This window comes from Paenibacillus sp. FSL H7-0331 (assembly GCF_001956045.1).
On record NZ_MRTH01000008.1, the window covers coordinates 235,897 to 255,783 of the forward strand.

Below are 19,887 nucleotides of genomic sequence, written 5' to 3' on the forward strand. Positions count from 1 at the left end.
ATAACGTGAAAAGAAAGTTACCTTTTACCGGGATGGTGTTTATATGCAGGACTGGAATCAGCTTCGCCATTATATAGATGCAATCCAGCGGCTGCCTGCTGATAAGCCTTTAACGAAGCAGGATCTGCTTATTCCCGATTTTCTTCTTCACAGGGAAGGTGGGCTGGAGATGTATTATGCTCCTCATAACGAGTATATCAATCAAGCTGCGAAGCTGGTCATACTTGGCATTACTCCGGGCTGGACACAAATGGAGCTGGCATTCAGACAAGCCAAACAGGATGTGGATGCAGGGCTGTCGCTCGAACAAATCGCCTACAGGTCTAAACAAGCTGCGAGATTTGCCGGTACGATGAGGAAAAACCTGTGCAGCATGCTCGATCAAATTGAACTGGACACAGCTCTTGGGCTTTCATCCTGCTCGCGATTATTTGAAGATCAGGATGAATGGCTTCATACGTCGTCGGTTATTAAATATCCTGTTTTTTCACACGGACTTAATTATACAGGGCACAATCCACAGCTGGTAAAATCACAATTTTTATCGGCTTATATGTGCAGCACCCTGAACAATGAACTGAAACAACTCGCAAATCCACTCATCATACCGTTGGGGAAAATGGTGGAGGATGCTTTGAATCTCCTCGTCTCACAAGGAGTTATTAAGCGTCAGAGCTGCTTGTCCGGTTTTCCTCACCCATCTGGAGCAAACGGACATCGGCTTCAACAATTGAAGACAAACTTGCCTTTATTGAAAAAGCGGGTTATCCAGTTCTTTAGTTAACTGCACCGCGTAGTTTGAGAGTAATCAGCTCAATGGCTTCCTCGCTGGTGAGTACAAGCACTTCTGCCTCGCCACGTTCCTTCCATTCGATCAATCCTTCGCCAGCCTTTTTGCCAACAACGATACGTATGGGAATGCCAATCAGGTCGGCATCCTTAAGCTTGACGCCAGGTCTTTCCTCGCGGTCATCCAGCAGTACGTCGGCACCAAGCTGGCCGAGCTGCGCATACAGGCTCTCGGCCAGCTGCATCTGGGTCGTATCCTGCACCGAAACGGGCACGATATGGACATGAAAGGGAGCGATGGAGAACGGCCATACGATACCAAACGCATCATGAGACTGCTCCACCACAGCTGACAGCAGCCGTGAGATACCGATTCCATAGCAGCCCATCAGCATGGGCTGATCCTTACCTTCAGCATCAACGAAGCTTGCTTTCAGCGGTTCGCTGTATTTGGTACCAAGCTTGAAAATATGGCCAATCTCAATGCCGCGAGTCAGCTTTAAGGAGCTCTCGCAATGTATACAGAGGTCACCTTCCTCTACGTTGCGCAGATCCGCTGTATGCTCCAGAGTGAAATCCCGCCCTGGCCGTACATGACGTAGATGGAAGCCTGTGAGATTGGCTCCGGTAATCGCCGAGTCCATGCGAGCAGCTTCCTGGTCCACATATAGGGCAATGGACAGCTGCACGGGACCAATATATCCAGAGGGCGCCCCGGTGGCGCGGGCAATCGTATCGGCGTCAGCAAGCTCAAGGCTATCGGCATTCAGGTAGTTTTTGAGCTTCGTTTCATTAACATCATGATCGCCGCGGACACAAACAGCTACTGGTTGACCATCGGCTATATAAATCAAGGTTTTGATCAGTTGATCAGCCGACACGTTCAGAAAATGTACAAGCTGGTCAATTGTCTTCATATGGGGAGTTGCGATCTTTTCGATGTCCAAGAGATCCAAACGATTTAAAGGATCTAAACCATTAGCAGGCATCCGAGATTCGGCTCGCTCCAGATTAGCGGCATACCCACAGCTCTCACAAGTTACGATCGTGTCTTCGCCAATATCTGTTAATGCCACAAATTCGTGGGTGCCGCCCTCGCCGCCGATGGCTCCGGCATCCGCTTCAACTGCACGGAATTTCAGACCACACCGATCAAATATGCGGTGGTAGGCGCTGTACATAGCTTGATAAGCTTGATCGACACCTTCCCAGCTTGTATCAAACGAGTAGGCATCCTTCATCACAAATTCCCTTCCGCGCAGCAGTCCGAACCGTGGACGCCGTTCATCCCGGAATTTACTCTGAATTTGATACACAATCACAGGAAGTTTGCGATAGGAATTGATTTCATCGCGAATCAGCGAGGTGACAACTTCCTCGTGAGTCGGTCCAAGGGTGAACTCTCGGGAATTGCGGTCTTGAAAACGGATCAACTCGGGTCCATACACCGAGTGTCGTCCTGATTCATGCCATAGCTCTGCAGGCTGCATAGCAGGCATTAAGATTTCCTGGGCTTGGGTATAATCCATTTCTTCCCGGACAATAGCTTCGAGCTTGCGCAGAACCTTTCGACCTAAAGGCAGGTAGGTATAGATGCCGGCGGCCAGTTGGCGAATAAATCCTGCCCGCAGCAGCAATTGGTGACTGGCGGCCTCTGCATCAGATGGGGTTTCCCGTAGTGTAGGAATTAATGCGTGTCGTTGTCTCATGATCAAGCTCCTTCTCCAAATCAAATAACCGCATTCGTTAGGGACGAATGCGGTTTCGTGGTACCACCCTATAGTTAACCACCGTTTGACAACGGCAGTCCTTAAACGGAATAACGGGTTTCCCCGGCGACGGATTTCCCCATCGCGGCTGCAAGGTGGGAGGGTTGAACGATGATTGGGGCGCCTTGCAGCCGAGTGCACCCTCTCTGAGCAATCATACCGTTAACCGTATGTCCTTGGTTAAAGCCTGTAGCTTAATGAATATACTATCAATTTACCGTACACGAACGCATTTAGCAATAGCAGCCATTTAGCGATAATGGATGGGTTTGGGTGCCTCCACTTGAGTCATCTATATACAGCTGAGAAGAAGCCGTCACATCAGCAGCAGCAGCTACGGAAATGACGGCTCCTTTATGGCAATAATGATAGAAAATGATGTCAGGATGCAGCTGATTTTATAACTCCAGCAAGCTTTGAATAAGCAGAACGGGCAGGGCAGCAATGGCAATAAAGCTATAGAAAAAACCAATCAGAAAATGTTTAACGTGACTCATGGCGATCCCTCCATTTGTTGGTATGTGCTTCATTATACGCCGCCTGCCGAAGAGAAAGCTTAAGCTAAGCTTAGAATCTTATTAAATTTTCAGAATATTTTGCTAATAGTCTGTCCGGTTACAGTTCAGCCCAAAATTATTCATCATTGGGTGACAATACTTGATGTTGCAGTGTTTTTTGAAAGCCAGTTCAAAAACTGTCACTTACATGCAGTCGAAGATCGCACTACAATTAAGCTGCAAACGACCCATATGAGCCGAATTGGCTTGGCAATCGGGATCGTCACGAAAAGATATTGAGCAGATATAGGGAGGTTTATGAACATGAAGGTTTTATCTTGTAAAGCAGTCAGCTCGTCCCTGCTAATGGCACTTTCTTTAGGTGTGATCGCAGGGTGCGGCGGCGACAATCCACAACCACAAGCAGCAGGAAGCGAACCTAAGGCTCCTACTGATCTTAAGGTTCAATTCATGGTCCCATCGTACGCCGATGTTCCAAACATGAATGATGAGTACTGGTCCAAATTTCAAAAGGAAAGCAAATCTCAGTTGGAGGTAGAATGGATTCCTTCCGGTGACTATGATACCAAGTTCGATCTGGTGCTTGCTTCCGGTAACATTCCGGAGGTTCTTGTAGCGGGCAACATTACACGTCCGACCTTGCAAAACGCAGTTAAGCAAGGTGCATTCTGGGATTTGGCACCATTTCTTGGGGACTTCAGCAAGTATCCAAATTTGAAGAATAACAGCTACAAGGAAGTATGGAACTATATGAAGTCCGAAGGCGGCATTTATGGTGTGCCGAGAAATCGTCCGCAAATCGACATCAGCTTAAAAATGCGTAAGGACTGGCTTGATAAATTCAAATTGCCAGTGCCAACTACATTGGATGAATACACCGCCGCATTAAAAACGATAGTCAACGGCGATCCTGACGGCAACGGGAAAAAGGACACAATCGGTCTCATTGGGCAAGGGTTTTTGCTTGCTGACGGTGACGGCAGCTTCCTGTCTGCCTTTGGCGGTCTGGACCCGGTGTACGACAAGGAAGGCGGTCTGATTAATAAAAATTTAACTTCGAATTATACGGATATGGTCGCCTACTTCCGTCAATTGTATACAGATGGCATTTTGGCTAAGGATTTCTCGGCTATCAAGCAAACGCAGGCAGAAGAAATGTACACGACCGGACGCGCGGCTTCATATGCCCGGAATGTTTGGCGGGACTTCACCTTTGAGCAGGGGATCAAGAAAGTACAGCCGGAAGGGGAAGTCATTTCATTGCCACCTATGAAAGGTCCTGGAGGGGTCAGTGTTCAGTTATCCGTACCTTTCTCCGGTGCCTTCTATATTTCCAAAAAAGTGCCTGAAGAGAAAGTGAAGCAAATTCTCGATTTCTTCGAGAGAACAACAACGATGGAGCAAACGGACTATAACTACTATGGTATTGAGGGCGTACATTATACGATGGTCGAGGGCCAGCAGCAGCTGACCGATCTTGGTAAGAAGCAGGTAACGGCTAACGGGACAGGCGCAATCTTCCCGCTTGCTTACAACAACAAGATGAAAGTTATTAATCCGGCGGCCCCGAAAGTGTACAACGACGCCAAATCAGCATCTGTAGAATCGTACAGCAAGGTCGGCAAAATTGATTTCTTCTCGATTATCAATTCCAATACGTGGATATCGATCTGGCCGAAATACAATAGCGAATGGCAATCGATGGTCGTGAAAGCTATCGTCGGACAAATCTCCATGGACGAGTATAAAGCCTATGTCGACAAGCTGAACAACAGCGCGGAGTTCAAGAAGGCGTATCAGGAATTTGCCAAGGAATACAAGGAAAAGATCGGCAGCTAGAACAGCATCTATGGGAATCTTCTGCTGGCACTTGATGTATTGTGCTTCACTCCCTATCATTAAAGCCAGCGCACAGCTCATACTTAAGATGTTGAGCTCTAGAAATGGGAGGACTTATGGCGAACTGGAGCAAGTTATTTTTGAAATACCTGGGAATCGAGCGACTGACTAACCCCAATAAATATTTATACAAGCTGATCTGGCTCGGCTGCATATCCGTATGTGTTCCGGTGATTTTGGCAAGCACGGTCTATTATCAGCTTTCGATGAATCGGATGGAGACCTTTATTCAGACTGAAAGTGATTCGTCCTTGACCATTCTGAAGGATCGTGCTGAAAGGGTGTTACAAGAAATCGAGCAGGATTCGCTCCAGCTAGCCAAGGATCCCATGTTACAGGAAGCCTACACAGGCTCATCCAGTGATAGTACCATCAGGAATATCGAAATCTTGAAAAAAATTGCGTTGGTTAAAAACTCGAACAGCTTTATTAATGAAATTTTTTTATATAACAGCCCGGGCAGCGTGATTCTGTCTAACGAATATGGCCCCATTCCGAAGGAAGAGTATAAATATAAGGAAGATATCGACCGATTGCTGGCAAGCAAGTATTTGACTCAATGGTCCCCGCTCAGCAAAAGGGAAGGATATATTACCTTTGCCAGATTACTTCCATTAATTGGGAACGGTGGACCCGAGGGATTACTCGGCTTTGAGATCGAGACGTCGGCGCTCAGCAAGTTTTTAGAGACCGATACGGTCATTGTGACCAGTGCCCAAGAGCTGATCATCGTCAAATTGCACGATCCCTTTGGTTTGGACAGGAAATCCGATGCTGAGCTGTTGCAGCAGACCGGCAGTTTAAAGGGTATACAAATGATTCAAGCCTCAGACAAAAACTCCGGTCGGTTTGTGGCCGAAGGTATTGACGGTAAGCCGGCGCAGTACAGTTATGTGAAAAACGTGTTTGCCAGAACCTATGTTTCCGTCATACCGGAGCAAGCGATTACGGATCAATTGGACTGGATTCGCAGGATCATGGTGCTCATTCTTGTGCTCTTTGTGGGGGTTGGGGTCCTGCTGACTTACTTCACCTCCAAACGGGCTTATAACCCTATAGAGCAATTGATTAATCAAAGCCGTTCGCTCCGTGTAGACGGAATTCAGGATAAGGAAAATGAGCTGGATATCATTAAGGAATCTCTGGATTATTTGAGCAAGGAAACGAAAAAGCTTGGTGCCTATATGGACAAAATGGAGCCTTCTTTACGGGAAAAATTTCTTTTTCAACTATTGAGCGGCGATTATACGAGAAATGAAACGCTGATTCAGGATTGCACAACGTATGGGATTGAAGTGACCTCGACGAATCTCGTGCTGATTGTTGAAGCCGAAAACATATACAAAGAGAAGCGGTTTTTACCTGAGGAAAAAGGGATCGTGGCCTTTTCCTTGGCGAATGTGATGCAGGAGATACTGCGCAGTCATACGCTGCAAGGCTATGTGATTCCTTACCAGGGGAGAGGGGCGGCAATTCTGCAATTCAAGCCCGATATGGTGCAGCAAGCGATGCTGGATCTCACTAGAGAATATGCCGCTGCCATCTCCGCAGCCTTCCACAACTATTTATCGTTTGAGGTGACCGTCGGTATTGGACGATTGTATGCGCATGTGGCTGACGTTCCGGTGTCCTACAAGGAAGCAGAAACTGCACTGCAATATCGGATATTCCGGGACTCGGAAACGATTTTATTTATTGAAGATGTGGAGCTTGTGAAGAAGCAGGCCTTGATTAAATACCCTCGTGAGCAGGAGGCAGCGGTAGTGGCTGCACTCGAACAGGAGGATATTCCATTCGCTACTCAAAATTTCAAACGATTTACGGAGATTCTGCAAAGCTCCCAATCCTATGTATTTATTTATCAAAGCTACCATGTACTGCTCTCTTCATTGATCGTCTCTTTGGAAAAGCAGGGTGCCAATGCCGTAGACGTCATGGAGCACAATTTGTTTGGACAGCTGGGTGACAAACAGACCTCTCAGGAAATTTGTGAATGGTTTGAGGATACACTGTTTCCACTGTACCTATGGTTGACGCGGAACGATCGGGAGTCAGCCGGTGAGTCGATTATTCAAACAATTTGCACCTATATTAGTGAAAACTGCGGGAATGATTTGTCACTGGTACAGTGTGCGGAAATTGTCGGTGTGAGTCCTTCCTACCTGAGTCGACTGTTCAAGAAAAGCATGGGCAAAAACTTTCTGGAATATGTTGTGGAAAGCAAAATCGATGAAGCCAAACGGCTTTTAAGGGATACCGATCAGGGACTCGGCGAGATTGCCACAGCGATTGGATATTCGGAACGCAACTTTATCCGGATTTTTCAGCGGCATGTCCAGATCACGCCAGGTGGCTACAGATCAAACCACCGATAGATTCGAATCAAGATGGAGGCCAAGTGATGAAGATTAAAAGTATAGAAACCTTTACGACCCGAAACTTATCCTTTGTTCGTGTTACATCCGAGGATGGCTTGCAGGGATATGGACAAATTGCCCCCTACCATGCCAATATATCAGCGCTCGTGCTGCATCAGCAGATTGCCCCTCATGCGCTCGGAGCCGACTGTGACGCGATCGAGGCTTTGTCTGTTTCCTGCATCAGGGAAGAGCACAAATTTCCAGGCTCTTATATATGCAGGGCGGTCGGCGGGCTGGATACGGCATTATGGGATTTGAAGGGGAAACGATTAGGGAAAAGCGTATGTGAGCTGGTGGGCGGAAAACCGCGTCAAGTAGAGGTTTACGGTTCTAGCATGAAGCGCGACATTTCCCCGGAAGACGAGGCCGAACGGATCAAGCGCCTTCAGGATACGTATGGGTACGGTGCTTTCAAAATCCGCATCGCCAGCAATTTCGGTAATGACGTGGATGTCTATCCGGGTCGTTCGGAGCAGGTGGTGAAGGCGGTTAGAAAAGCCATTGGCGATAAGACGCCACTGTATGTCGATGCCAACAGCGGCTTTACGCCGCGCAAAGCGATTGAAACCGGACGTATGCTGGCGCAATATGGCGTATGTCATTTTGAAGAGCCTTGTTCGTACACGGAGCTGGAATGGACCAAGCAGGTAGCAGACGCTCTCGATATCCCCGTCACTGGTGGTGAGCAGGATACCGATCTGGCACAGTTCAGGCGCATGATCAACATGCGTGCGGTTGATATCGTCCAGCCGGATATATGCTATGTGGGCGGCTTCAGCCGTGCGCTGGAGGTAGCCAAAATGGCCGAGGCCGTGGGGATGACCTGCACACCACATGCTGCCAACCTGTCGATGCTTATGATATTTACCCTTCATATGGTCGCGGCTATTCCGAATGCGGGGACACATATGGAATATACGATCGAGCAGGATGCATGGACGAACAACCTTTTTATGGAGCCCTTGGAAGTACGTGATGGCAAAGTGCAGGTTCCTGAAGGAGCAGGCTGGGGTGTGACGATTCGACCGGATTGGCTCGCTAATGCGGAATATCAGATCAGCGAATGAGGTGACTTTATGCAAACGGCTGTTATTAAGAAGCAAACCAAACAACAATCACGGCGTAGTTTGTGGTCAACGATGGTACAGCAAAAATGGATGTATGTACTGGCAATGCCGGGAATCCTGTACTTTATTTTGTTTAAATTCGCGCCCCTGTGGGGCTTGTTGATCGCCTTTAAGGAATACAACCCGTATAAAGGGCTATGGGGCAGCTCATGGATCGGCTTGACCAATTTTACAGAAATGTTTGCCAGTCAAACGTTTTATATCATGCTGCGAAATACGTTTGCGATTAATATTTTTGGCATTATATTTATGTTCCCCGTGCCTATTTTGTTGGCATTGATGCTTAATGAGGTCCGACATGAGGTATTTAAGCGCATTAATCAATCGATCGTTTATTTGCCGCATTTTCTGTCCTGGGTCGTTGTAGCGAGTATGACCTTTTTCATGCTCTCCACAGATGTGGGGATTGTCAACAAGATGATATCCAGTATGGGTTTGGAGACGGTATCCTTTTTATCGACCCCGAACTACTATTGGGGACTGATTACCCTGCAAAGCATGTGGAAGGAGGTCGGCTGGGGAACGATCATCTTTTTGGCGGCGATGGCTGGCGTTGATCCTCAGCAGTACGAGGCCGCAGTTATAGATGGGGCGTCACGCTTCAAGCAAATCTGGCATGTCACCCTGCCGGCGATTCGTCCGACCATTATTATTTTATTGATTTTGCGGCTCGGCCATATGGCGGATGTCGGATTTGAACAGCTGCTGCTCATGAACAACCCGCTGGTTACTTCGGTGTCCCAGGTGTTTGATACGTATGCTTACACCATCGGAATTCTCGGAGGAAAAATCAGCGTAGGTGTGACCGTAGGCATGTTCAAGGGCGTTGTGGGCTTGGTTCTCGTTATGCTGTCCAACTATGTTGTCAAGAAAATGGGACAAGAGGGCATCTACTAGAGGTTGTTTAACACGCACAATAAAGGAGGTACACCCCGTGAGTTTCGTAGCGACTAAAAAATTGACGCTTTTTGACTATATAAATTACTCGCTGCTGGGCGTGATTTCATTGGCCTGCATCTTTCCGTTTATTTATGTGTTCAGCGTATCCTTCACAGACCCCGAGGTCTATGTGCCGCTGCAATTTTATTTATTACCGGAAAAGTGGTCATTGTCGGCGTACAAGTATATTTTGTCGACCAACAGCTTTATCAACGCTTTAAAAAGCACGGTATTCGTAACGGGCATCGGAACGGTGCTGAGTGTCATCATTTCGTTCACGTTTGCCTATGTGCTGACCAAGAAAGTTGTTCCTGGACGGCGGTTTATGCTTAGCGCGGTTATTTTTACACTGGTATTCAATGCTGGCATTTTGCCTAATTACCTGCTGATCAAGGAGCTTGGGCTGTTGAACTCCTATTGGTCGCTAATCCTGTCAGGTTTAACCAACGCATGGAGCCTGATCGTTATCAAAAGCTTCCTCGAATCGCTGCCTCCGGAGCTTGAGGATGCAGCCCATATCGACGGATGCTCCGATATCGGTGTATTTTGGCGGATTGTTATTCCTTTGTCCATGCCGGCCATCGCTGCCTTTACGTTGTTTTTCGCGGTGTCGTACTGGAATACGTATTTTAATGCGTTGATCTATTTGACCGATGCCAAGAAATGGACACTTCAGGTGCTGGTCAAATCACTTGTTATCGATTCGGATTCGAATGGGGTAGGCGCAGCTGGCGGGGGTGGAGACGATCGGGTCATTCCTCAGGAGACGATACGAATGGCCTCGATTGTACTCGCCATTGTGCCGATTCTCATCGTATACCCGTTTTTGCAGAAGCATTTTGCCAAGGGTGTCATGCTCGGATCGGTTAAAGGATAACCATGTAACACTTGACTTGTTCCACAAGGTTTAGCTATGATAAACATGGTTTACCTTGAGGACAGGAGAATGAACATATGGATCTTGGGAACAAAATTATGAAAATCCGAAAAGAGCAGAACCGCAATTTGACCGAGATTGCCAACATATGCGGCTTTTCCAAAAGTCTCTTGTCGAAGATTGAAAACGGGAAAACGGTTCCTCCTATTGCCACTTTAATCAAAATAGCCGATGCTCTGGGAACCAAGGTTTCTTTTTTACTTGATGATCAAGTGCAGTCCGGTACGATTTATACAACATTGGAAACGAGCGAATCAAAGCTTGTCAAGACAGAGAAGGGCTACTCCTTTTTTGCCTTCGCTGTTGAACGTGGTGAAAAGCTGATGCAGCCTTTTCTTTTTGTTTCACGTAAGGACGAGCACGACAGTAAAAATGTGTACAGCCATAATGGCGAGGAATTTATCTTTATTCTGGAAGGCGAAATGCGCTACAAGGTTGGCAATGTCGAGTATACGTTAAAGCCTGGCGACAGTTTGTACTTCGATTCGGTTGAGAAACATATGCTGTGCCCCATCACAGATGAAGTGAAGTATATAGGCATATTCACACAGTCCAAAGCGAACAGTGGACTACCTGACGTACCATCGTAGAAGCTTATCCAATTATCCAATCAAGAGCCTGCGGCACAAACCCAGGCCTTTTTGTCGTGTTATCGATGATTTCCATCTCAAGGATTATGGACAAGGCGACAAATAACTATTTGTCATTTTCTTAAAAGAAAGCGATTGCATTATTCATAGTGATAGTGTAAAATAAATCTTGTTCAACACAGTTGAATTAAATACAACTTAGTTAATCTACAATAAACTTTGTTGAAAATGAACTAGTCGTGCAACTCGTTGTCGAATCAGTGTGCTGGGTCAACCAATAATTTCAAGAGGTGGAGTGGGACGATGAAAAAGTACAAAGTAGGTATTGTGGGTGCTGGCGGCGTCACGGAATTGCATTTTGTAGGGTATAAGGAACATCCCGAGCGAATTGAGATCGTAGCCTTATGCGATCCGAATCCCGAAGCCTTGCATGCCAAAGCGGATAAATATGGAGTGCCTCAACGCTTTACCGATCTGCACGATTTTATACAAAATAGCGGTATCGACGTGGCAGTCGTGTGTACACCTACCTCCATCCGGAAGCAAATTGTACTGCCGTTGATTGAGGCTGGTCTTCCTGTATTTGTTGAAAAGCCGTTCTCCGATACGTTGGAGGAAGCGACCGAGATTACCGAACAAGCGAGACAGAAGGGCGTACCGATATCGATCAACCAGAACTTCAGACGCCATTATCCATTTGAGCTCGTCAAGAATAAGGTGGCGGACGGTGTAATTGGTCAAATCACTTCTATTGTGTTCACCAATATTTTCTTTAGACAGGACGTGGGCTGGCGTCAGGAATGTGAACGCAATGCAATGTCTGTGATGGGGATTCATTGGTTTGACGGGTTTCGGCAAATATTGGGCTGCGATGCCGTATCGGTCGTATGCCAGAATCGTTCCTCCTCCGCCATTCAATGTGCAGGTGAGACCGATGCAACCGTTCAAGTTGTGTTTGAGAACAACGTCGTGGCTACGTATGTACAAAGCTTCTCCTCCACCTTTAACAGAACCGAGATGATCGTAATTGGTGAGACCGGAACGATCGTAACCGGCTATAACCGTGCCGATCTTTATCGTAAAGGCGAGAAGACGCCTGCCGAGACCTGGGAAAATAATCTCTCCAGAGAAGTCGCTACCTACGAGGGCTTGAATCACCTGCTGACCTCACTGGAAACGGGCGTTGAAGCGCCTAACAGCTCGAAGGACAATCTCAAAACGATTTCCATCTTGGACGCAGCCTATGTATCGGCCGATGAGCAGCGCATCGTTCAATTAAAGCACGGGATTCTGGTGTAAGCGTGCAGCCTGTCCGATATTTTGACCATAATGATGGAAGTGGAAGGTAGTGAATATGGAAACACAATCATCTGCGATGCAATCGTCCATCACCAGAGAGAAGAAAAAAGTGCGGCGGCCACTTGTGTCCGATATCCGGCGTGATAAATATTTGTATATGTTGATTTTACCCGGCGTTATCTTTTTTATCATATTTAAGTACTTTCCGATGTGGGGAATCGTGATTGCCTTTCAAGAGTATTCCCCATACGCAGGCGTTTGGAATAGCGATTGGGTTGGGCTGGAGCACTTTATTCGTTTTTTTTCTAATCCCGATTTTATACTGCTGTTCCGTAATACGATGGTCATCAGTTTTTTAAACCTGGTGTTTTTCTTCCCACTGCCTATTGTCTTATCATTATTGCTGAACGAAGTAAATAACAAATTTTTCAAAAGTGTCATTCAATCGATTGTTTACCTTCCACATTTTCTGTCATGGGTCATTATCGTGGGGATCTCGTTTTTACTTTTGTCCCAATCTTCGGGTATTGTCAATATGATGATGAGCTCAATTGGACTGCCCAAGTATGATTTTTTGACGAATACCGATACCTTCTGGGGAATGCTCGTGCTGCAAAACATCTGGAAAGAAACCGGTTGGGGTACGATTATCATTTTGGCGGCGATTACAGCCGTTGACCCGCAATTATACGAAGCAGCCAAAATAGACGGGGCCAATCGATGGCTGCAGGCTTGGCATGTAACGCTGCCTGGAATCCGGAGTGTTGTTCTGGTCCTGCTCATACTGAGGCTTGGGCATATTATGGATGTTGGGTTCGAGCAAGTATTTCTGATGAGTAATGGTGCTGTCGCCCAATATGCAGATGTTTTTGAAACGTATGTGTACCGGAATGGTATCCAAAGTGGACAATTCAGCTACAGTACAGCGGTAGGCTTGTTCAAATCCTTGGTAGGTCTTGTTCTCGTTATCGTGGCCAACAGGCTGGCCAAGAAAATTGGCGAGGATGGCGTCTATTAAGTACAAGCGACAAAGGTGGTCAGGACAATGAAGGGAAGCTTCGGAGGACGTATATTTAACATTGTGAATGCGGTTGCATTGGTCGTAATCGGAATTATTACGGTTTTCCCCTTATATTATGTGTTCATTATTTCCTTTACCGATCCTTATGAATATCTTCAGAAAAGCGGCTTCGTCTTGTTCCCGCAGAGCTGGTCGCTCGGTTCTTACCGGTATTTATTAGATACGGATACGTTTAAAAATGCCACGTTAGTCAGTACCTTTCTGGCAACGGTCGGCACCGGATTAAGTCTGATCTTCACCTCAGCCATGGCGTTCGGTATATCCCGCAAGCGACTCAGAGGCAGACGTATCCTGATGCTGATGATATTACTCACGATCTTGTTCAATCCCGGTATTATTCCCAATTATATCGTCGTTCGTGACTTGGGGATGATCAACAGCGTATGGTCGCTTATTATTCCTGTACTTATCAGCGGATGGAATGCCATTCTGATGAAAAGCTTTTTTGACAGCATCCCGGTTGAGCTTGAGGATGCGGCTATGATCGATGGCTGCAACGATATCGGCACGTTCTTTCGTATTGTGCTTCCGTTGTCGGCCCCGGCCTTGGCTGCCTTCGGCTTGTTCTATTCGGTAGGCTACTGGAACACCTTCTTTAACGCTATTCTGTTTATTAATGATTATACGAAGGTGCCCTTGCAGGTGGTGCTCAGAACGATGCTGATCGATTCAGAAACCTCTACAGGCGGGGCATCGGCAGCCGAGATGGTGTCAGAGAATCAGCTTCCGAAGCAAACGATCAAGATGGCGGCAGTCGTCATTGCGACAGTCCCGATTTTGGCTGTATATCCGTTTCTGCAAAAGCATTTTGCCAAAGGAGTTATGCTCGGTTCAGTTAAAGGTTGATCGCAGTTTCATTTTAATGGGGGGTTCGGCTATGAAAAAACGCTCAAGGAAACATGCACTGATCGCGATGTTGTCGGTTGTTGCCGTCTTAACTGCAGCTTGCTCCGGCAGCAATCCGGCAGCGACAGCACCAAAGGGAGAGGAAGGCAAGAAGGAAGCACCGGTTACCCTGAATATTTTCAGTAACTTTTCCATTGCCCAGCCGCCATCGCCGGATAATCCGGTCACCAAGGAATTTGAAAAAAGAACGAATACCAAGCTGAATATTACCTGGGTTTCGGATACGGTTTTCAATGATAAATTAAATGTACTTCTGGCCTCGGGAGACCTTCCGGATGCGATTAAACTGCCGGATACGACCGTTCCACAGTTTCTAACGATGGTTAAGCAAGGTGCTTTCTGGGATCTTACCCCCTATTTAAAAGATTACAAAAACTTGATGGATTCACCCAAAAGCATGTGGGAAAATTCGAAGATTAACGGTAAAAACTACGTCGTTCCGATTGTTCGTCCACTTGAAGGTGGAACTACCTTTTTTATTCGCAAGGATTGGCTCGATAAGCTGGGGTTGAAAATGCCAACAACGCTCGATGAATTGTATCAGGTCATGAAAGTTTTTAAGGAAAAGGAACCCGATGGGAAAAAAGGCACTTACGGTTATACGATGCGTACCAACGATCAAATCGAATTCATTTATACTGGCGCTGCAAACAAATGGAAGGTTAAGGATGGCGGGCTTATCGATATTACGCTCGAACCTGCAATGCGTGAATCTTTGTTGTATAAGAAAAAGCTGTTCGATGAGCAGTTAATTCCACCGGATTACTCGGTGATGAAGAACGATGACTGGGTTGATATGGCGTCAAGCGGTAAAGTAGGAGTTACGACTGAAACCATTGAAGCGATGTGGCGCTGGACCTATGATCAGTGGAAGCGCGATCCGAAGGTAAATTGGGAGCCGATCGTTTCCTTATCCGGCCCAGGGACAGGACCGTTCCAGCAGCAAAACAGCGGATTTATTGGCGTAACAGCGATTCCGAAGAGCGTTCCGGAAGCGAAGATGCGTAAAATCCTGGCCCTGCTCGATTACGGCGCTTCGGAGGAAGGCAGCACCCTGTCGCAATATGGTATTGAAGGTGTCCATTACAAGAAAGAAGACGGTTTCTTTATAACCAACGAGCAAGCGGTTAAAGACAACCTGGGTACCGGATCGTTTGGCAAGCTCTTTATGAAACATGATCCGTATATGTATGCTTTTGCCCCGGGCATGCCGAAGGAAATTTTTGAAAAGAACAAAAAAATCATTGATGCCAAAGCCAAAATCAGCACACCTATACCTGTGATCGGGCTGGTATCCGAAACCAACAATAAATTAGGTGCCGATTACACCAAGAAAATCAACGATATGAAAACCCAGGTTACGATGGGCAAGGTCGGTATTGACGCATGGGACAAATTGGTTGCCGATCTGAAGGCAGATGCCAACTACCAGAAGATTATTCAGGAGATGAACACCGCATATAAAGAGCGATTAGCAGCTAAGTAAACATATAAAGGAGACTGAGAGTGTATGGCTACCATTACTGACTTGAGAAAGCAGGAAGCAACACGCATTTTAAACGAGAACTGGGGCAAAATTCAATGGCTGTGCGGGCAGGATATTGATCCAGCTAGTGAAATGACATTCGGAATGGTCTATATTAACGCAGGCCAGGCGAATCCAAGGCATGTACACCCGAATTGCGAGGAAGTCATCTTTATTTTATCCGGGGAATGTGACCATACTTTAGGCGACGAAACCTACCATCTGGAGCCGGGTATGATGCTGCGGATTCCGCGCAATGTGCCGCATAATGCAACAACAACAAGCTGGGAGCCTTGCCGGATGATCATTGCTTACTCAGCCCCGGACCGTCAGACGATCGGCGAATAAAGGATAGGCAGCATAGCCAGGGGAATGAACGACTTCTCCCGGTTATACCTGCTTGGAGGGATGTTCTCGACATGATTAAATACGTTCACGAATATATAGTGACAAGGGAGTAATCGAGATGAGCAATAAGCTGGCTTTTTCAAGACTGACGGCAACCGTTGAGGAGCAGGAACAGCTTTTTCAACAATTTGGTGCTGTTGGCTATGACGGACTTCAATTAAAAGCAGTGCAATATTTGCCTTATCTGAATGAACCGAACCGATTTAAAGAAGCATTTGGACATTTGCCGGGTATCGGCTCGGCTCTGATTGCAGGCGGTAATCTGGATGCGAGCAGTATCGAGAAGCTGCAAAGCACGATTCAATTTGCTTCAGCGATTGGTACGGAATTAATTGTTTATTGTCATGGTATTCCAAGAGCTGATGTGACGGCTGCTGACATTCGCCAGTATGCAGACGTGTTATCGGACCTGGGCCTCGAAGCGCAGCAGCAAGGGGTTAAGCTGTCGCTGCATCATCATCATAATAATCCGGTCATGTACCGCGATGATTTTGACATTTTCTTTAACCAAATCAAGGAAGGCTCGGTAGGGCTTACGATTGATACGGCCCATTTGGTTAAGTCCGGTATTGATGATGTCGCTGAGGTTATTCGCAGCTTTGGTCATGTGATTGATAACTTCCATATGAAGGATTATGAGCAGGGAGAGTGGAGGGTGCTGGGTCAAGGGGCTATTGATTTTGGTCCGATCTTTGCCAGTATTCGGGATATTGGCTATACCGGATGGATCTCGGCTGATGAGGAAAGCGGCGGCGATATTCTTCAAGGCATGAAGGATTGTTATACGTACTTGCACAACGGATTGTTATAATCTCTCAATTTGCTGGCAATACATGAAGCTTTCCTGCAGGTTATGAGCTAAAGGAGCGGATGCATGCGATGAAAAAGGTGGTTGTGCTCGGGGCTTTGGATACGAAAGGTTTAGAGTTTCAGTTTGTCAGAGATCAGTTGGGGGCGTGCGGTGTAACAACGTTTGTCATCGATACCGGTGTATTGGGGGATCCACTGTTCACCCCGGATATAACAGCAGATGAAGTGGCAAGGGCAGGCGGTTCCAGCATTGAGCAATTGAGGAAGCTGAATGATCGGGGAACGGCCATTGCGGTGATGACCCGTGGTGCTGCCGAGATCATGATCGGATTGGAGCAGCAGGGGATAGTTGCCGGTGTGTTCGGAATGGGGGGCACAGCCGGTACAACCGTAGCCGCTTCTGCGCTGCAGGCACTGGCGATAGGCATTCCGAAGCTGCTCGTATCGACGGTAGCATCCGGAAATACACGGCCTTACGTCGGTGTTAAGGACATTACGATGATGTATTCGGTTGTCGATATTGCCGGTTTGAATCGATTGTCCCGGCGAATATTGAGTAATGCCGCTCATGCTTTGGCAGGTATGGTGCTGAACATGGAGGACGAAGTCGAGGATGATAAAGTAACATTGGGCATAACGATGTTCGGTGTCACAACTCCTTGCGCTACCCGCGTTCGTGAAATTTTGGAGGAGCAGGGCTATGATCTGCTTGTCTTTCATGCAACCGGTACAGGCGGCTTGGCTATGGAGGAATTAATCAAGGCAGGTTACATCAAGGGTGTTGCCGATATTACGACCACCGAGCTTGCTGATGAATTGGTAGGGGGTGTATTCAGCGCCGGACCGAACCGTCTGGAGGCAGCGGGTGCGGCAGGTATTCCACAGGTGGTCTCGGTAGGAGCACTTGATATGGTTAACTTTGGTGCTCCGGATACGGTTCCGATACAGTTCAAAGAACGCACCTTTTATCAGCATAACCCGACAACCACGCTGATGCGTACAACGGTTGATGAGAATCGGGAATTAGGTCGCAGACTGGCTCTCAAGCTGAGTACCGCCACCGGCCCGACTATCGTTGTGTTCCCGAAGAAGGGGGTCTCACTGCTTGATATGGATGACAAACCTTTTGCAGGAACAGAAGAGCGTCAAGCCTTGTACGAGGGTATGAAGCAGCATTTGCGGTCGGATATTCGGTTGGTCGAATTGGAGACGCATATCAACGATACAGTGGTAGCAGAGTCGATTGCTGGCTATTTACTGGAGCTCTTAACACAGAAGAAGGAAGGGTAAAGCAGAGATGGCAATTTCCAGAGTAGACATATTAAGCCGACTGCGGGGGCAATTGGAGCAGGGGCATTTTATTGTAGGAGCAGGAGCGGGAACCGGGCTATCGGCGAAATGTGCTGAAGAGGGCGGCGTCGATATGATTATTATATATAATTCAGGCCGCTATCGGATGGCTGGGCGAGGCTCCCTTGCGGGCTTGATGCCTTACGGTGATGCAAATCAGATCGTTGTGGACATGGCGAGTGAGGTACTTCCTATCGTTAAGGATACTCCGGTGCTGGCGGGTGTATGCGGTACCGATCCGTTTCGTTTGATGGACGTGTATCTCCAACAGCTGAAGGATATGGGCTTCTCCGGTGTGCAGAATTTCCCAACAGTCGGCTTGATTGATGGCGTCTTCAGACAAAATCTGGAGGAAACCGGTATGGGCTATAATTTGGAAGTGGAGATGATCCGCAAAGCACATAATCTCGACCTGTTTACGACTCCCTATGTGTTCAATGAAGAGGATGCCATACTAATGGCTAAGGCTGGGGCAGATGTACTTGTTGCTCACGTAGGCCTGACGACCAAAGGAAGTATCGGAGCCAAAACGGCATTGACGCTAGATGAATCGGCCGACCTGGTGCAGCGTATTTATGATGCCGGGAAAAGTGTAAATCCAGATATTATCGTCATCTGCCACGGTGGACCGATTTCCGAGCCGGAGGATGTTGATTATGTACTTGGTCAAACACAAGGGATTGCCGGCTTCTTCGGCGCGTCCAGCGTGGAACGGCTGCCTACGGAGATTGCGATTACCGAGCAGGTGAGGAAGTTTAAAAGCCTGAGGAATAAATGAATAGGCTTCTTGTCTTTCAATTGATGAGCAGTTAGCACGCCGTGAGTCCGAATGAGGCTGCGGTATAGGCTGGCTGTTCTTTTTTAGCATGCTAAGTGCCATCAGGTAAAATCTCAAATTGTTAACAAACTGTTATGGAATTTAACCTGCGTACAACAAGTGTCTAAAACTCCTCTAACTCCGATTTGCTATAGTAACATTATCAAGTAGGAACATATGGAGATGGGGCGTTACAGCATGGCAAGAGTGATGGTAGTAGACGATGCGGCTTTTATGAGAATGATGCTGAAAACAATGCTGGTTGAGGGCGGTCATGAAGTTGTGGGAGAAGCGGCCAATGGCCTGGAAGCCGTGCAAGCTTATATGAAAATAAAACCGGATATCATAACGATGGACATTACGATGCCCGAGATGGATGGGGTCGAGGCGGTGAGGGAAATACGCAAGCTCGATGCAGCAGCCAAAATCATTATGTGCTCCGCGATGGGACAAAAGGCTATGGTTGTAGAAGCGATCACCGCGGGCGCGAAGGATTTTGTCGTCAAGCCTTTCCAGAAGGATCGTGTCATCGAGTCCGTCAATAAAGTACTGGGTGGTCCTGTAAGCTGAGGATTGTCACGATTATCCACTGCATGAAGATCCGCCTCCTATTGTATTTAGACAATAGGAGGTTTTTCGTTGTTTCAACATAAACATTAAAAAAGCGTTTGGAATATTAATAGAAAGAAGATCGTTTCCTGAA

At 47.2% G+C, this 19,887-nt stretch carries 18 protein-coding genes; 17 read left to right on the plus strand and 1 reads right to left on the minus strand.

All coding sequences use genetic code 11. From position 1 onward, the window contains the following. The first annotated feature begins 43 nt into the window (after nt 1–43). Nucleotides 44–784: a hypothetical protein gene (locus BK127_RS14460; protein WP_076231182.1), complete on the plus strand. Its 741-nt coding sequence runs from the start codon at nt 44–46 to the stop codon at nt 782–784. Here BK127_RS14460 and BK127_RS14465 read toward each other — a convergent pair. Then, nucleotides 777–2,498: a proline--tRNA ligase gene (locus BK127_RS14465; protein WP_076231184.1), complete on the minus strand. Its 1,722-nt coding sequence runs from the start codon at nt 2,496–2,498 to the stop codon at nt 777–779. The genes BK127_RS14460 and BK127_RS14465 overlap by 8 nt on opposite strands. A 476-nt stretch (nt 2,499–2,974) precedes the next feature. On the opposite strand from BK127_RS14465, the gene BK127_RS43695 reads away from it, so the two are divergent. From BK127_RS43695 to BK127_RS14540, 16 genes are all read left to right on the plus strand, one after another. Next, nucleotides 2,975–3,118 carry a hypothetical protein gene (locus tag BK127_RS43695; protein ID WP_179097484.1) on the plus strand — a complete coding sequence of 48 codons (144 nt, stop codon included), beginning with the start codon at nt 2,975–2,977 and terminating at the stop codon, nt 3,116–3,118. A 261-nt stretch (nt 3,119–3,379) separates the two neighbouring features. Continuing rightward, on the plus strand, nt 3,380–4,915 hold the full coding sequence (locus BK127_RS14470) for an extracellular solute-binding protein (RefSeq protein WP_179097485.1): 1,536 nt from the start codon (nt 3,380–3,382) through the stop codon (nt 4,913–4,915). 104 nt (nt 4,916–5,019) lie between these two features. Further along, nucleotides 5,020–7,350 carry a helix-turn-helix domain-containing protein gene (locus BK127_RS14475; protein WP_083689307.1) on the plus strand — a complete coding sequence of 777 codons (2,331 nt, stop codon included), beginning with the start codon at nt 5,020–5,022 and terminating at the stop codon, nt 7,348–7,350. 26 nt (nt 7,351–7,376) lie between these two features. After that, nucleotides 7,377–8,462 (plus strand): mandelate racemase/muconate lactonizing enzyme family protein, encoded by a 1,086-nt coding sequence (locus tag BK127_RS14480; protein WP_076231192.1) that lies wholly within the window; start codon nt 7,377–7,379, stop codon nt 8,460–8,462. 9 nt (nt 8,463–8,471) lie between these two features. Continuing rightward, nucleotides 8,472–9,419, plus strand: a complete 948-nt coding sequence (locus BK127_RS14485; RefSeq protein ID WP_083689308.1) for an ABC transporter permease — start codon at nt 8,472–8,474, stop codon at nt 9,417–9,419. Nucleotides 9,420–9,456: 37 nt separating this feature from the next. Further along, complete coding sequence (locus BK127_RS14490; protein WP_076231194.1) at nt 9,457–10,338, plus strand: carbohydrate ABC transporter permease; 882 nt, start codon at nt 9,457–9,459, stop codon at nt 10,336–10,338. A gap of 98 nt (nt 10,339–10,436) precedes the next feature. Then, nucleotides 10,437–10,988, plus strand: a complete 552-nt coding sequence (locus BK127_RS14495; protein ID WP_256711310.1) for a helix-turn-helix domain-containing protein — start codon at nt 10,437–10,439, stop codon at nt 10,986–10,988. Nucleotides 10,989–11,291: 303 nt separating this feature from the next. Continuing rightward, on the plus strand, nt 11,292–12,287 hold the full coding sequence (locus BK127_RS14500; RefSeq protein ID WP_076231198.1) for a Gfo/Idh/MocA family protein: 996 nt from the start codon (nt 11,292–11,294) through the stop codon (nt 12,285–12,287). Nucleotides 12,288–12,342: 55 nt separating this feature from the next. Beyond that, nucleotides 12,343–13,305, plus strand: coding sequence for an ABC transporter permease (locus BK127_RS14505; RefSeq protein WP_076231201.1), 963 nt, complete (start codon nt 12,343–12,345; stop codon nt 13,303–13,305). A 27-nt stretch (nt 13,306–13,332) separates the two neighbouring features. Beyond that, nucleotides 13,333–14,214, plus strand: a complete 882-nt coding sequence (locus BK127_RS14510; RefSeq protein ID WP_076231203.1) for a carbohydrate ABC transporter permease — start codon at nt 13,333–13,335, stop codon at nt 14,212–14,214. 31 nt (nt 14,215–14,245) lie between these two features. Beyond that, nucleotides 14,246–15,760: an extracellular solute-binding protein gene (locus BK127_RS14515; RefSeq protein WP_076231205.1), complete on the plus strand. Its 1,515-nt coding sequence runs from the start codon at nt 14,246–14,248 to the stop codon at nt 15,758–15,760. A 24-nt stretch (nt 15,761–15,784) separates the two neighbouring features. Next, nucleotides 15,785–16,147: a cupin domain-containing protein gene (locus BK127_RS14520; RefSeq protein WP_076231207.1), complete on the plus strand. Its 363-nt coding sequence runs from the start codon at nt 15,785–15,787 to the stop codon at nt 16,145–16,147. A 118-nt stretch (nt 16,148–16,265) separates the two neighbouring features. Beyond that, on the plus strand, nt 16,266–17,018 hold the full coding sequence (locus BK127_RS14525; RefSeq protein WP_076231210.1) for a sugar phosphate isomerase/epimerase family protein: 753 nt from the start codon (nt 16,266–16,268) through the stop codon (nt 17,016–17,018). A gap of 68 nt (nt 17,019–17,086) precedes the next feature. Further along, on the plus strand, nt 17,087–18,307 hold the full coding sequence (locus BK127_RS14530) for a Tm-1-like ATP-binding domain-containing protein (protein ID WP_076231212.1): 1,221 nt from the start codon (nt 17,087–17,089) through the stop codon (nt 18,305–18,307). 7 nt (nt 18,308–18,314) lie between these two features. Beyond that, complete coding sequence (locus BK127_RS14535) at nt 18,315–19,145, plus strand: phosphoenolpyruvate hydrolase family protein (RefSeq protein WP_076231215.1); 831 nt, start codon at nt 18,315–18,317, stop codon at nt 19,143–19,145. Nucleotides 19,146–19,382: 237 nt separating this feature from the next. After that, a complete protein-coding gene (locus BK127_RS14540) occupies nt 19,383–19,754 on the plus strand; it encodes a response regulator (protein WP_076231217.1) in 372 nt (123 codons plus the stop codon). Nucleotides 19,755–19,887: the final 133 nt, after the last annotated feature.

Excerpts from the sequence above, each read along its gene's own strand:
- BK127_RS14510 (WP_076231203.1), top strand. The coding sequence starts at position 13,333 with ATGAAGGGAAGCTTCGGAGGACGTATATTTAACATTGTGAATGCGGTT.
- BK127_RS14465 (WP_076231184.1), bottom strand. The coding sequence starts at position 2,498 with ATGAGACAACGACACGCATTAATTCCTACACTACGGGAAACCCCATCT.
- BK127_RS14500 (WP_076231198.1), top strand. The coding sequence starts at position 11,292 with ATGAAAAAGTACAAAGTAGGTATTGTGGGTGCTGGCGGCGTCACGGAA.
- BK127_RS14460 (WP_076231182.1), top strand. The coding sequence starts at position 44 with ATGCAGGACTGGAATCAGCTTCGCCATTATATAGATGCAATCCAGCGG.
- BK127_RS14495 (WP_256711310.1), top strand. The coding sequence starts at position 10,437 with ATGAAAATCCGAAAAGAGCAGAACCGCAATTTGACCGAGATTGCCAAC.
- BK127_RS14540 (WP_076231217.1), top strand. The coding sequence starts at position 19,383 with ATGGCAAGAGTGATGGTAGTAGACGATGCGGCTTTTATGAGAATGATG.
- BK127_RS14520 (WP_076231207.1), top strand. The coding sequence starts at position 15,785 with ATGGCTACCATTACTGACTTGAGAAAGCAGGAAGCAACACGCATTTTA.
- BK127_RS14480 (WP_076231192.1), top strand. The coding sequence starts at position 7,377 with ATGAAGATTAAAAGTATAGAAACCTTTACGACCCGAAACTTATCCTTT.
- BK127_RS14525 (WP_076231210.1), top strand. The coding sequence starts at position 16,266 with ATGAGCAATAAGCTGGCTTTTTCAAGACTGACGGCAACCGTTGAGGAG.
- BK127_RS14475 (WP_083689307.1), top strand. The coding sequence starts at position 5,020 with ATGGGAGGACTTATGGCGAACTGGAGCAAGTTATTTTTGAAATACCTG.
- BK127_RS14515 (WP_076231205.1), top strand. The coding sequence starts at position 14,246 with ATGAAAAAACGCTCAAGGAAACATGCACTGATCGCGATGTTGTCGGTT.
- BK127_RS14470 (WP_179097485.1), top strand. The coding sequence starts at position 3,380 with ATGAAGGTTTTATCTTGTAAAGCAGTCAGCTCGTCCCTGCTAATGGCA.
- BK127_RS14485 (WP_083689308.1), top strand. The coding sequence starts at position 8,472 with ATGCAAACGGCTGTTATTAAGAAGCAAACCAAACAACAATCACGGCGT.
- BK127_RS14530 (WP_076231212.1), top strand. The coding sequence starts at position 17,087 with ATGAAAAAGGTGGTTGTGCTCGGGGCTTTGGATACGAAAGGTTTAGAG.
- BK127_RS14535 (WP_076231215.1), top strand. The coding sequence starts at position 18,315 with ATGGCAATTTCCAGAGTAGACATATTAAGCCGACTGCGGGGGCAATTG.
- BK127_RS14505 (WP_076231201.1), top strand. The coding sequence starts at position 12,343 with ATGGAAACACAATCATCTGCGATGCAATCGTCCATCACCAGAGAGAAG.